The organism is Frigoribacterium sp. PhB24 (assembly GCF_003755185.1).
Classification (GTDB): Bacteria; Actinomycetota; Actinomycetes; order Actinomycetales; family Microbacteriaceae; genus Frigoribacterium.
Window position 1 is genome coordinate 63,013 of sequence record NZ_RKIC01000012.1, and the last position, 12,860, is coordinate 75,872.

Annotated in this window: 11 protein-coding genes; 7 read left to right on the top strand and 4 right to left on the bottom strand. The window is 72.9% G+C overall.

What is annotated here, in order from left to right:
* Window positions 1-14: 14 nt before the first annotated feature.
* Window positions 15-2,786, bottom strand: coding sequence for a molybdopterin cofactor-binding domain-containing protein (locus tag EDF50_RS10225; protein WP_123519471.1), 2,772 nt, complete (start codon window positions 2,784-2,786; stop codon window positions 15-17).
* Complete coding sequence (locus EDF50_RS10230; protein WP_123519472.1) at window positions 2,783-3,775, bottom strand: FAD binding domain-containing protein; 993 nt, start codon at window positions 3,773-3,775, stop codon at window positions 2,783-2,785. The genes EDF50_RS10225 and EDF50_RS10230 overlap by 4 nt, the downstream gene beginning before the upstream one ends.
* Before the next feature lie 228 nt (window positions 3,776-4,003).
* On the opposite strand from EDF50_RS10230, the gene uraD reads away from it, so the two are divergent.
* Together uraD and uraH are read left to right on the top strand one after the other, a co-directional pair.
* Window positions 4,004-4,552, top strand: a complete 549-nt coding sequence (gene uraD / locus EDF50_RS10235; protein WP_123519473.1) for a 2-oxo-4-hydroxy-4-carboxy-5-ureidoimidazoline decarboxylase — start codon at window positions 4,004-4,006, stop codon at window positions 4,550-4,552.
* Complete coding sequence (uraH, locus tag EDF50_RS10240; protein WP_123519474.1) at window positions 4,549-4,875, top strand: hydroxyisourate hydrolase; 327 nt, start codon at window positions 4,549-4,551, stop codon at window positions 4,873-4,875. The genes uraD and uraH overlap by 4 nt, the downstream gene beginning before the upstream one ends.
* An 18-nt stretch (window positions 4,876-4,893) precedes the next feature.
* On the opposite strand, the gene EDF50_RS10245 is transcribed toward uraH, so the two are convergent.
* Window positions 4,894-5,370 carry a nucleoside deaminase gene (locus EDF50_RS10245; protein ID WP_123519685.1) on the bottom strand — a complete coding sequence of 159 codons (477 nt, stop codon included), beginning with the start codon at window positions 5,368-5,370 and terminating at the stop codon, window positions 4,894-4,896.
* A 50-nt stretch (window positions 5,371-5,420) separates the two neighbouring features.
* On the bottom strand, window positions 5,421-6,314 hold the full coding sequence (pucL, locus tag EDF50_RS10250; RefSeq protein WP_123519475.1) for a factor-independent urate hydroxylase: 894 nt from the start codon (window positions 6,312-6,314) through the stop codon (window positions 5,421-5,423).
* 113 nt (window positions 6,315-6,427) lie between these two features.
* Between pucL and EDF50_RS10255 the strand changes: the two genes are divergently transcribed.
* The 5 genes from EDF50_RS10255 to EDF50_RS10275 all read left to right on the top strand — a co-directional run bounded on the left by EDF50_RS10255 (window position 6,428) and on the right by EDF50_RS10275 (window position 12,842).
* Window positions 6,428-7,573, top strand: coding sequence for an acetamidase/formamidase family protein (locus EDF50_RS10255; RefSeq protein ID WP_123519476.1), 1,146 nt, complete (start codon window positions 6,428-6,430; stop codon window positions 7,571-7,573).
* On the top strand, window positions 7,566-9,281 hold the full coding sequence (locus EDF50_RS10260; RefSeq protein ID WP_233570540.1) for an AtzH-like domain-containing protein: 1,716 nt from the start codon (window positions 7,566-7,568) through the stop codon (window positions 9,279-9,281). The genes EDF50_RS10255 and EDF50_RS10260 overlap by 8 nt, the downstream gene beginning before the upstream one ends.
* Before the next feature lie 143 nt (window positions 9,282-9,424).
* Window positions 9,425-10,672 carry an alanine--glyoxylate aminotransferase family protein gene (locus EDF50_RS10265; RefSeq protein ID WP_304999895.1) on the top strand — a complete coding sequence of 416 codons (1,248 nt, stop codon included), beginning with the start codon at window positions 9,425-9,427 and terminating at the stop codon, window positions 10,670-10,672.
* Window positions 10,669-11,925, top strand: a complete 1,257-nt coding sequence (locus tag EDF50_RS10270) for an allantoate amidohydrolase (RefSeq protein ID WP_123519478.1) — start codon at window positions 10,669-10,671, stop codon at window positions 11,923-11,925. Before EDF50_RS10265 ends, EDF50_RS10270 begins: the two co-directional genes overlap by 4 nt.
* Complete coding sequence (locus tag EDF50_RS10275; RefSeq protein WP_233570541.1) at window positions 11,922-12,842, top strand: MurR/RpiR family transcriptional regulator; 921 nt, start codon at window positions 11,922-11,924, stop codon at window positions 12,840-12,842. Before EDF50_RS10270 ends, EDF50_RS10275 begins: the two co-directional genes overlap by 4 nt.
* The last annotated feature ends 18 nt before the right edge of the window (window positions 12,843-12,860 follow it).

The following is a 12,860-nucleotide window of genomic DNA, read 5'->3' on the forward strand; positions in this document are numbered from 1 at the left end:
AGGCCCGGCCCGGTTCAGCGGCCGCCGACGAGGCGCCAGAGGCGGTCGCGTGACATCGGCAGTTCGTACGGCCGCACCCCGAGGGCGTCACGGATCGCGTTCGCCAGGGCCGGGGCCACCGGGTTGTACGGTGCCTCGCTCATCGACTTCGCACCGAGGGGACCGAGGCCGTCGTGCGTGGTCGCGAAGTGCACCTCGGTCTCGGGCACGTCGCCGAACTTGGGCATCCGGTAGTTGCGGAACGCCGTCGTCAGCACGCGACCCTCGCCGTCGAGCAGCATCTCCTCGTACAGCGCCGTGCCGATCGCCTGAGCCGTGCCGCCCTCGACCTGCCCACGCAGCTGCTCGGGGTTCAGCACGACCCCGGCGTCGACCGCCTGCACCGACCGCAGCAGGCGCACCTCTCCGCTCGCCCGGTCGACGGCGACCTCGAAGCCGTGCACGTTGAACGCCACCGAGCGGGGGGTGCCGTCGTGCGCCCCGTCGGCGGCGAGCGGACCGTCGGCCAGCAGCCGCTCGCTGGACACCAGCACGGTCGCGTCGGCACCCGGGCCGACCCGCACCACGACTCCGCCCGCGACCACCTCGGGGGCGGTGCCGGTGTCGACGGCGTGACCCGCGCCTCCTGCGATCGCCAGGGCGCGGTCGACCATCGCCGCGCGCAGCTTGTGGGCGGCGGCGAGCAGGGCCTTGCCCGCGACGACCACGCCCGCCGAGCCGTAGGCGCCGGTGTCGTACCGTGCCACGTCGGTGTCCGACTGCCGGACGACGACCCGGTCGGGCGTGGTGCCGAGTGCCGAAGCGACGAGCTGGGTGTGGACGGTCGTGGTGCCGTTGCCGAACTCGGCGGTGCCGACGCCGATGTCGTAGCGGCCGTCGGGCAGCAACTCGATCGACGTGTCGGCGAAGTGACCCCGGGGCGGGATCGTCGCGATCATGGCGAGGGCCATGCCGCGCCCGGTCGACCAGGTCGGACCGACCGGGGCAGGAGGCGCACCCGCGGGGGCAGGAGACCCGAGCGCCTGCTCGACCAGGTCGAGGCACTGGTCGAGTCCGTAGCTGCCGATCAGCAGATCGCTCTCTTCGTCGGGGTCGGTGACCACCATCGGGTCGCCGGGGACGACGACGTTGCGGCGACGCAGCTCGAACGGGTCGATGCCGAGCTCGCGGGCGAGTTCGTCCATCGCGGACTCGACGGCGAAGACGACCTGGCCGAGGCCGTACCCGCGGAACGCACCCGAGGGCAGGTTGTTCGTGTAGACCGACTCGGCGTCGATGCGCTTGTTCGGGCAGCGGTAGACGCTCGTCGACTCGTGCACCGAGTGGTACATCACGCCGACGCCGTGGTTGCCGTAGGCGCCGGTGTCCATCAGCTGGTCGACGTGCAGCGCGGTCAACACGCCGTCGTTCGTCGCCCCGACCCGGACGCGGACGCGCATCGGGTGACGGGTCGGGGCGATCGTGAACTCGTCCTCGCGCGTGAACTCGTACTGCACGGGTCGACCGGTGCGCAGCACGGCCAGGGCCACGAGGTCTTCGGTGATCAGCTCTTGCTTGCCGCCGAAGCCGCCGCCGACGCGTGCGGCGACGACGCGCACCTGCTCCTGTGGCAGGTCGAAGACGTGCGCCAGCTCGTCGCGCACGAGGAACGGCACCTGGCTCGCCGTCCGGATCACGAGGCGTCCGTCGTCGTCGAGCCAGCCGCGGGCGGCGTGCGTCTCGAGGGCTCCGTGCGAGACGCGCTGTGTGCGCCAGGTGCCCTCGACCACCGCATCCGCCGCGACCAGGCCGGCCTCGACGTCGCCGGTCTCGTCGTGCATCGCGGCGACGGTGTTGCGCTCGGGGAAGGCGATGCGCGACACCTCGCTGGTCTTCTCACCGTGCAGCAGGGGAGCGCCCGGCGTCCGCGCCGCCTCGGGGTCGAACACGGCGGGGAGCGGTTCGTACTCGACGACGATCGCGGCCAGGGCGTTCGTCGCCGTGCGGACGTCGTCGGCGACCACCGCGGCGACCCGCTGCCCGCGGAACCGCAGCACGGGGTCGAGCACGAGTCCGTCGTCGGGATCGTCCTCGCGGTCCTCGTGGCGACCGGTCGAGAACAGCGTGGCGGGGGAGTCGCGGTGCGTCAGCACCAGGTGCACCCCGGGCAGCGCCTCGGCGGCGCTCGTGTCGATCGAGGTGATGCGGGCGTGGGCGTGCGGGCTGCCGAGCACGGCGAGGTGCAGCAGCTTCGTCGTACTGCGGAAGTCGAGCGTGAAGGGTTCGCCACCGGACACCACGCGCATCGCCGCCGGTGCCCTCACCGACCGACCGGCCGCCTCTCCGTCCGCCGGGGTCACCGTGTTCGTGACGCCGCAGATGGCGTCGCCGATCGCCCGGTAGCCCGTGCACCGGCAGAGGTTGCCCTTCAGGAGGCGCGGCAGATCGCTCGTGTCGGCCTCGGTGAACGTCGAGGCCGTCACCACCATGCCGGCCGTGCAGAAGCCGCACTGGAACCCGGCCGCGTCGGCGAAGGCCTGCTGCACGGGATGGGGATGCTCGGGGGTGCCGAGACCGGCCGCCGTCGTCACGGCCCGGCCCCCGAGACGGTGCGCCGGGTAGATGCACGAGTGCACGGGCTCGCCGTCGACGAGCACCGAGCAGGCACCGCAGTCGCCCGCGTCGCAGCCCTTCTTGACCGAGTGCACGCCGTTCTCGCGCAACACCGTCCGCAGCACCTGGCCGGGGGCGACGTCGGCGTCGAGGGATAGGCCGTCGACCTCGAACGTGACGTGTCTCGGGGTCATGGCGCGCCTCCCGGGTGCGTGGTGGTGGTCGGGGACGGGGCGCCGGCGCGGGCACGGGCGGCGGTGCTCCGCGGGTCGTGGGTCGGCTCGCGGTGCGGTCGCGTGCGCTCCGCGCCGGCGACGGCTGGCGGCGCGGACGCGGGTGCGGGTGCGGGTGCGAGCGCGGGCGCGGGCCGGCCGAGTTCGACGCGCAACTCGTCGGCGAAGCGCGCGCTCATGGCGCGACGCCAGTCGGGGGCGCCGTGCGGGTCGGAGTACCAGCAGTCGACGCCGGCCACCGCGTCGGCCAGGGCCCGTTCGCCGGGCACCTCGTCGAACCGCAGCTGGACGGGACGGGTCGTCCCCGCCGTGATCGTGACGACGAACTCGCCGTCGAGGCCGAGCCGGGCCGTGACCAGGGTGCCCGAGCGGCCCAGGGGACTCAACGAGATGCGTCGGAACCCGGTGCGCGATCGCAGCGAGTCGAGTGGCACCTCGAGCGTGCGCAGCACCTCGCCCGGCTCGAGCGCGTTCTGCACGACCCCCGTGACGAAGGTCGAGACGGGCAGGCGCCGCTCACCGCCGTCGGTGGTCCAGACGACCGCGGTGGCGTCGAGCGTGGACAGAAGGGACGTCATGGCGCCCGCCGGCAAGCCGAGGGCGACGTTGCCGCCGACCGTCGCGACGTTCCAGATCTTGAACGAGGCGAGCAGCGAGTTCGCGCACTGGTCGATCAGCGGGTGGGCGCCCCAGTCGTCGTCGGCGGGCAGTCGGAGCAACTCGGCGATCGTGCAGGTGGCGGCGATGCCGACGGCGCCACCGCCGACGGCGTCGGTGCTGCGTTCGATCGGCGTCCACCCGAGCGAGGTCAGATCGACCAGGCCGGTCAGCCCGGGCTGGCGTTCGGAGAACAGCCACGTGCCACCGCCGAGGGGGCGTTCGCCGGGCGCGAAGACGATCTCGTCCCGGCGTGACGGGGTGCGGATCTCGCGAACGGTGGTCAGGTCCATGGGAGGACCCACTCTGCACGACCGCGGTTTCGAGCATGTGTCGGCTCGCTCGGCGTCGAACGACCGGCGCGTCGTCGAACCACGCTCGGGGGTGGTTCGACGACGCGGACGTGGTGCGGCCTGCGATTTCCTGCGACGAGCACGGACAGCGCGTCGCCAGGTGCCCAGGAGGCGCGGGGCGGCCAGCCGCGGTCGTCGCCTCGGGGCACCGTCGCTAGGGTGTGCGTCATGATCGAGCTCGACGACGCCACCCTGCGTTCGCACCTGCTGACCGCCCTCGACGTCGAACGATGGGCCGACGACGTCGCCGCGCAGGCGCCGTTCGCCGACGCCGACGCGCTCATCACGGTCGCGGCGGCCGCCGCCACGCCGCTCAGCGCCAACGAGATCGACGAGGCGATGGCGCACCACCCGCGAATCGGCGAGAAGCCGGTCGGCGACGGGGCCGCGCAGGAGTTCAGTCGACGTGAGCAAGGGTCCGCGGCCGACGCCGACGACGAGACCCTCGCGCAGCTGCTGGCCGAGGGCAACGCCGCGTACGAGCGGCGTTTCGGCCGGGTGTTCTTGATCCGTGCCGCCGGTCGGAGCCGGGCCGAGATCGTCGGCGAGCTGCACCGGCGGCTCGGGCTCGACGACGACTCCGAGCTGCGGATCGTCGGCGCCGAGCTGCGCGACATCGCGCTGCTGCGGCTCCAGGCGACCTTCGCGGACTCCGCTGCTTCCGCCGACTCCGCCCGGTCGACGTCCTCCGGCCGCACGGACGGGGCCGGCGCATGAGCCACGTCACGACGCACGTCCTCGACGCCGCGCTGGGCCGCCCGGCAGCCGACGTTCCCGTCGCGCTCCACGACGCCCGCGGTGTCGTACTCGCCACCGGCGTGACGAACGCCGACGGGCGCGTGCCCGAGCTGGGCCCGGACGCCCTGCCCGCCGCCGATTACCGACTCGTCTTCGAGACCGCCGCCTACTTCTCGGCGACGCAGCGCGACTCGTTCTACCCTCGCGTGACGATCGACTTCACGCTCGCCGACGAGTCGAGCCACTACCACGTGCCCGTCCTGCTCAGCCCGTTCGCGTACTCGACCTACCGCGGCAGCTGACACCCGTCGCACGCCGGCTCAGTAGTCGGTGCGGTGGTCGTGGGTCAGCCACGCCTCGAACGGCGCCGGCGCGTTCGTCGGGCGCACCTCGTCGACGGGGAGGTCCCAGGTCGACCGGTCGCGCGCGAACAGCTCGTAGAACTCGAGGTCGTCGAAGCCACCTCGTGCGGCGTCGTGGCGGTCGGCCGCGTAGACGACACGGTCGACGCGCGCCCACAGCGAGGCCGACAGGCACAGCGGGCAGGGCTCGCACGAGGTGTAGAGCGTCGTGCCGGCGAGCGAGAAGTCTCCGACCGCCTGGCAGGCCGCGCGGATCGCCGTGACCTCGGCGTGCGCGGTGGGGTCGAGGTTGGCGGTGACCCGGTTCTGCCCCTCGGCCACGAGCTCGTCATCGCGGACGATGACCGCGCCGAACGGCCCCCCTCCGTTCGCGACGTTCTCGACGGCCAACTCGATCGTTCGTGCCAGCCAGCGGGCGTCGGCGGCGTCGGTCACGGTGTCTCCTCGGGGTGCGGCGGGCGTGGGGTCGGTCGACTCGGCGACGCTCACGCGAGACCCGCCGAGGCGCGCCAGGCGTCGTGGGCCGGCGGCGCGTCGTCACGCAGCACGGTGGCCTCGATCAGGCCGTAGGGCCGGTCGGCGGCCCAGAACACCTCGCCCGGGTTCTCGAGACCGAAGGGTGCCAGGTCGTAGGCGAAGTGGTGCTTGTTGGGCGCCTTGAGGCGTACCTCGACGATCGACGGGATCGCCTCGAGGACTGCCGTGCCCATGTGCCACAGGGTCTGTTGCAGGGCGAGCGACTGCAGGGTGGCGAACTCACGGACCATCAGGCGCTTCACGTCGGCGTACGTGGCCTCCCAGTCGACGTCCGTCGTGCCGAAGCGCCACTTCGCGTCCAGCGCCGTCGCCATGACCCGGTCGTGCGTCTCGGGCAGGGTCGTGAACTCGTCGGTCAGGAATCCGGCGAACTCGGACCCGGTCGACTTGAGCAGGACGAGGTCTTTCAGGCCGCCGACGACGTACTCGCCGGTGTCGTCCACCGTGACGGCGGCGGTGCGTACCTCTTGCCCCGAGCGCAGCCAGGTGTGGTCGTGCTCCGCGCCGTCGACGACGGCCCGCTGCCAGTCGTACTGCTCGATCTCGACGCGGGCGCCGGTGACCGGCTCGACGTCGTGCACGAAGTGGCGGGCGAGTTCGAGCCCGAAGCGCTCGACGGCCTCGACGCCCTTCGACTTCGCGAAGGCGAACGCGGTGTTCTTCTGGGTGTCCGTCGGCAGGACGGCGCTCTGGTCGCCCCGCAGATACGCCGCGTCGAAGGGACCGCGCAAGGCCGTCGTGACGTTGACGTCGCGGATCTCGTGTCGGGGCCCGTCGCGATAGAAGCGCACGAGTCGCGACTCCGCTTTGCCGTACTGGTTGTCGCCGAGGATGATCGCCATGCGGCGATGATCACACAGCCGTGTGAACGACTTGTTTCACGATCGGCGCATTGTGAACAACTCGTTTCAGAAGGCTTATCGGGACGAGGCGTCCACTCGCTACTGTGCTGGGCATGGCGATCTTTGAGGCGATTCCGGCACCCCACGCGGGCCCCGTTCCCGCGACCCCGATCCTGCAACCATTGGCTCGGGGCGATCGAGACGAGGGGGTCGTCTACCTGCCCGCGACCCCTGCCACGACGCTGTGGGGGCGCCTGCCCTGCGCCTCCGACGAGCCCGTGCTCACGATCGACCCGGGCACCGCCGTCCTCATCGACACCCTCAGCCACGAGGGTGTCCTCGACGACCAGGGGCGTGACCCCCTGGCGTTCTTCGCCCGCCACGGGGTACCCGCCGGGCACGTGCTCGACGACGCGGTCGCGCTGGCCGCGGCCGATGACGACCAGCACGGTCGCGACCCGGGTGCCGACGGTCCGCACGTGGTGACGGGGCCCATCGCGATCCGCGGAGCGCAGCCCGGCGACGTCGTCACGATGACCCTGCTCGACGCGACACCGCGGGTGCCCTACGGCGTCATCTCGAATCGTCACGGCCGCGGCGCCCTGGCCGGTGAGTTCCCGCTCGAGGCGGGCCTGGTCAGCGTCTTCGCGGCGGTGGACCACGAGCCCGACGGCTCACTCGTCGGCACCCTGCCGCTCGTGCCGGGTGCCGACCACACCGTGCGGTTTCCTCTGCATCCCTTCCTGGGCATCATGGGTGTCGCCGTCGCGGGTGACGAACGACCGCATTCGGTGCCGCCCGGGACGCACGGGGGCAACGTCGACATCGCCCTGCTGACCGAGGGCGCCTCGCTGCACCTGCCCGTCCAGGTGCCCGGGGCCCTGGCGTACGTCGGCGATCCGCACTTCGCCCAGGGCGACGGCGAGGTCGCGCTCACGGCGATGGAGGCCAGCCTGCGGGTCACCGTCCGGTTCGACCTGGTGCCGCGGGCCGAGGCCGTCGCGCTGTTCGGTGAGATCTCCGGGCCACTGGCCGAGACGGCCGAGCTGCTCGTGCCCACCGGTCTCGACGAAGACCTCGACGAGGCGGTCCGCGCCTGTGTCCGGGCGGCGATCGATCTGCTCGAGGCCCGCTACGGCATGGACCGCAGTCTCGCCTACGCGTACCTCTCCGCAGCGACCGACTTCGACATCTCGCAGGTCGTCGATCTGGTCAAGGGCGTGCACGCCCGCATCCGCAAGGCGGACTTCGGTGGCTGACGCGATGCGTGCCGACGTGCCCGGCCCCGAGGAGGCACGGGTCGGCTCGGGCACCGTCCCCACGACCGTCGAGGGTCACCTGCCCGACGGCCTGATCGCCGCGTTCGACGCCTACGAGCGGGCGCTCGCGGCCGACGACCAGGTCGCGCTCGCGGCGTCCTTCGAGCCGACCGCCACCGTGATGCGCGCCGATGCCGGGGGGCTGCTGGTCGGGCACGACTCCATCACGGCCTTCCGGGGCCGGCGCGGGTCGGGTCCGGTTCGTCGTGTGCTCGAGTGCCACGTGCGGGTCGTCGCCGCCGACGCCGCGCTGATCGTGTCCGTCAACGCCCCGGCCTCCGGCGGGCGGGGGGTCGTCACGCAGCTCTGGCGCCGCGAACCGGGGTCGGGGTCGGGGTCGCCCGATGGTCGCCCGTGGCGCATCGCATCGGCGCAGGTACAGGCGCCGCCTCCTGCGATCGACCGCCGGGTCTGGCGGGTCGTGGGCGAGCCGCTGGTCTCGGGGCGTCGCGACGACGGGGTGACCGGCGCCGCGCCTCCTACCGGGTCGCGAGCGGGTTCCGCCGATGGCGGCGGTCCGTCGTCCACCCGGCCGCTCGCGGGCGAGACCGTCGCCGTGAAAGACCTGTTCGCCGTCTCGGGTCACGCGATCGGCGCCGGGGTGCCTGCACGTCTCGCCGGTGCCACGACCGAGCCGCACCACGCGGCCGCGGTACGGCACCTGCTCGACGCCGGGGCCGACCTGCGCGGCATCGCGCAGACCGATGAGTTCGCCTACAGCATCGCCGGGCGCAACTCGGCATACGGCACCCCGCCCAACCCGGCCGTGCCCGGGTCGATCTCGGGTGGTTCGACCAGCGGCCCGGCCGCTGCCGTCTCGCTCGGCCAGGCGAGCATCGCGCTCGGCACCGACACCGGGGGGTCGCTCCGGGTGCCGGCGTCGTACCAGGGGCTCTGGGGCATCCGCACGACCCACGGCGCCGTCGACCGCACCGGGCTGCTGCCGCTCGCGCCCGCGTTCGACACGGTCGGCTGGTTGACCCGCGACGCCGACACGCTCCGTCGGGCGGCCGAGACGTCGGTGCCCGTGGCCGACCAGGTGTCGGTCGAGCCGACGTACGTCGTCGATCCGGCCCTGCTCGCGTCGGTCGCACCCGAGGTGCGGGCCGAGTTCGGGCGCGCCCTCGACGAGGCGACCGCGGCGGGGCGCATCGAGCGGCCTGAGCCGGTCGTGCTGGGCGACGTCGCGCAGCTGTTCGAGCTGTTCCGTGTGTTGCAGGCGTTCGAGGCCTGGCAGTCCGACGGCGCCTGGATCTCCGCTCACCCCGGCGAGCTCGCCGCCGACGTCGCGGCCCGCTTCGCGTTCGGCGCGACGGTCTCTCCCCGACGGGCCGAGGAGGCGCGGGTCGCCCTGGGCGACGAACGTCGTCGTCTCGAGTACCTCCTCGCCGGCCGTGTGCTCGTACTCCCCAGTGCGTCGTCGGCCGCTCCCTCGCTCAGCGCGACGGCGGCCGAGGTGGACGCGGTGCGCTCGGCGACCCTCGGGTTGACCTGCATCGCCGGCGTGCTCGGTGCTCCCGCCGTCTCGGCTCCCGTCCTCGAGGTGCCGATCGCGCCCGGCCGGCAGGCGCCCGTCGGGCTGTGCCTCGTGGGGCCGCGCGGTGGCGACCTCGCGCTGCTCGATCTCGCGGCGACGTGGGCGACCTGATGCTCGGCTCGCACGACCTCCCGGACGATCAGCAAGGCCGCGGCCTCGTGAGAAGCCCGGGGGCGATCGCCTGGTCGGGCCGGTGACGGCCGGCGGCCGACGCGTTCACCTGCATGAAACACGGGTTGCGTAGGGTGGGCCGGGTGAAACGAGTCTTCCAGCCGATCGACCCGCCCGCCCGACTGTTGATGGGCCCCGGGCCGATCAATGCCGACCCCCGGGTCCTCCGTGCGATGTCGGCTCAGCTGGTGGGGCAGTACGACCCCGCCATGACGGCCTACATGGACGAGACGCAGGCGCTGTACCGCGAGGTCTTCCAGACCGACAACGAGCAGACCCTGCTCGTCGACGGCACCTCGCGGGCCGGCATCGAGGCCTCGCTCGTGTCGCTGATCGAACCGGGCGACAAGGTGCTCGTGCCCGTCTTCGGCCGCTTCGGGCACCTGCTGCGCGAGATCGCCGAGCGTTGCGGGGCAGAGGTCCACGTCATCGAGGTGCCGTGGGGGCAGGTGTTCGCCCTCGAGACCATCGTCGAGGCGATCGAGCGCGTCCAGCCGAAACTGCTCGCGGTCGTGCACGGTGACACCTCGACGACCGTCGCCCAGCCCCTCGAGGGGCTCGGCGAGGTCTGCGCCCGCCACGGCGTGCTGTTCTACACCGACGTCACCGCGTCGATCGTCGGCAACACCTTCCGCACCGACGAGCTCGGGCTGGACGCCGTCAGCGCCGGCCTGCAGAAGTGCCTCGGCGGCCCGTCGGGTTCGTCGCCCGTCACCTTCAGCGAGCGAGCCGTCGAGGTCATCCGGGCCCGCACGTCCATCGAAGCCGGAATCCGCGGCGACGGCGACACGACGAGCGCCCACCGCATCGCCTCGAACTACTTCGACCTCGCGATGATCTTCGACTACTGGGGGCCGCAGCGCCTCAACCACCACACCGAGGCGACGACGATGCTCTGGGGTGCCCGTGAGTGCGCCCGCCTGGTGGTCGACGAGGGCGTCGACGCCGCGGTCGCCCGACACGAACTGCACGGTCGCGCCATGCTCGCGGGCGTGACGGGGCTCGGCCTCGAGACCTTCGGCGACCTCGCTCACAAGATGAGCAACGTCGTCGCCGTGGTGATCCCCGACGGCGTCGACGGCGACCGGGTGCGCGGCGCCCTCCTCTCCGATTTCGGCATCGAGATCGGCACCTCGTTCGGCCCCCTGCACGGCAAGGTCTGGCGCATCGGCACGATGGGCTACAACGCGCGCCGCGACACCGTGCTCACCACCCTGGCCGCCCTCGAGGCCGTGCTCCGCCGCGAAGGGGCGCCGATCACGAGCGGCGGCGGGGTCGGCGCGGCCTACGACGTCTACCTCGACGTCGACCGTGCAGGAGGCGCGGCGTGAGTGGCGGGGCCCGCCTCGTCCTCGAGCGCTGCGATGCCCTGGCCGCGGTCTCGAGCAGCCCGACCGGCATCGAGCGCGTGTACCTCTCGCCCGAGCACGCTCGCGTCAACGCGATGGCCGGCGAGTGGATGACTCAGGCCGGCATGGTGACGTGGCAGGACGCCGCCGGCAACCAGCGCGGTCGTTACGAGGGCACCGAGCCGGGACTGCCCGCCCTGCTGCTCGGCTCGCACCTCGACACGGTGCCCGACGCCGGACGTTACGACGGCATCCTCGGCGTGCTCCTCGGGATCGCCCTGGTCGAACGTCTCGAGGCCACGGGCAGTCGTCTGCCCTTCGCGATCGAGGTGCTCGCCTTCGGTGACGAAGAGGGCACCCGTTTCGGCACCGCCCTTCTCGGTTCGCGCGCCGTCGCCGGCACCTGGCAGACCGAGTGGTGGTCGCTGGTCGACGCCACGGGCACGACGTTGCGCGACGCGTTCCGCGCTTTCGGCCTCGACCCCGACCGGGTGGCCGACGCCGCGTACGACCCCGCCGACGTCGTGGGCTACCTCGAGACCCACATCGAGCAGGGCCCCTACCTCGAAGAGGCCGACCGGGCCCTCGCCGTGGTCTCGTCGATCGCGGGCGCGCGGCGGTTCGAGCTAACCCTGACCGGGGTCGCCGGCCACGCGGGCGGCGTGCCGTTCCACCGCCGGCACGACGCGCTCGCCGGGGCCAGCGAGATCGTCCTGGCGGTCGAACGTCTGGCCCGCGAGGCCGACTGCGTCGCCACGGTCGGCCGGCTGCAGGCCTTCCCCGGCGGGGTGAACGTGATCCCCGGGCTGGTCGAGTTCAGCCTCGACCTCCGCGGCGAGCACGACGACCGACGTGACGAGGTCTGGGCCGACATCCAGGCCGTCGCCGCCGAGGTCGGAGGGCGTCGCGGCCTGACCTTCTCCGTGGACGAGACCCACCGTGCGCCGGCCGTCGTGGCCTCGCCGCGCCTCCGGGGATTCGTCCGCGACGGCATCGCCGCCACCGGAGACGTCGACCCGATGGTCCTGTTCTCGAAGGCCGGGCACGACGCCATGGCCGTCGCAGAGCTGACCGAGTGGGCCATGTTGTTCGTCCGCTGCGGCAACGGAGGCATCAGCCACCACCCCGACGAGATCGTCACGACGGCCGACGTGGCGGTCGCGCTCGACGCCTTCGAGGCCGCCGTGCAGGCGATGGCCGCGGCGCACCCGGTCGTGGCGCAGGCGTCCGCGTGAGCGCGCCGTCCGGTGACGCCGCGATCGGTGACGTTGCAGTCGGTACGGAGCCGGCAGGCGACGCAGGAGGCGCGGGTCCGGTCGAAGGGGCGGGCATCCGCGACCGCATCGATTCGGGCTACGGCCGCCTCTCCCCGCGAGAACAACGAGCCGCGGACTTCATCCTCGACCACCTGGACGATCTCGCCGTCTACACGGCCACCGAGATCGCCGAGCGGAGCGGCGTCTCGAAGGCCACGGTGTCGCGGTTGTTCCGGCGGCTCGGCTTCACCGACGCGCAAGAGGTGCGCGACCAGGCGCGGGCGTCGCGCAGCCGAGGCGTCCCGGTCGGGCCGACCCGCGCCTCCGGTGGCCTCGCCGACCACGCCGAGGCCGAACGACGCAACCTCGACCTGATGCTCTCGGGGTTGGCCGACGGCCGGCTCGAGCGGGCTGCCGCACTCGTGGCCGTGGCCGAGCGCGTCGTCGTGGCGGGATTCCGCAACAGCTACCCTGTGGCGCTCCACCTGCGGCAGCAGCTGATCCAGGCGCGGGACGACGTGCGCGTCGCGCCGCAGCCGGGCCAGTCCATCGGCGAAGAGCTGGTCGGGCTCGGGGCACGGGACGTCGTCGTCCTGGTGGGGTTCCGCCGTCGGCCGGCCGGGTTCGCCGGAGTGCTCTCGTCACTGGCCGCGCGCGGTGTGCCCGTGGTGCTGATCGCCGACCCGTCGCTGCGCGGGGTCGAGGTGACGGTACGACTCGACTGCCCGGTCGAGACCCCTGCACCCTTCGACAGCTACGCCGGCGCGATGAGCCTGGTCGCGTTGCTGGCGGGCGCCGTGCTGACCGAGACCGTCACGGCCGGACGGCCCAGAGCCGGCCGCAGCCGCGTCGCCGAGATCACCGAGCTGTACGCCGAACTGAGCGAGCTCGAATAGCGCCGGTCGGCATCACGG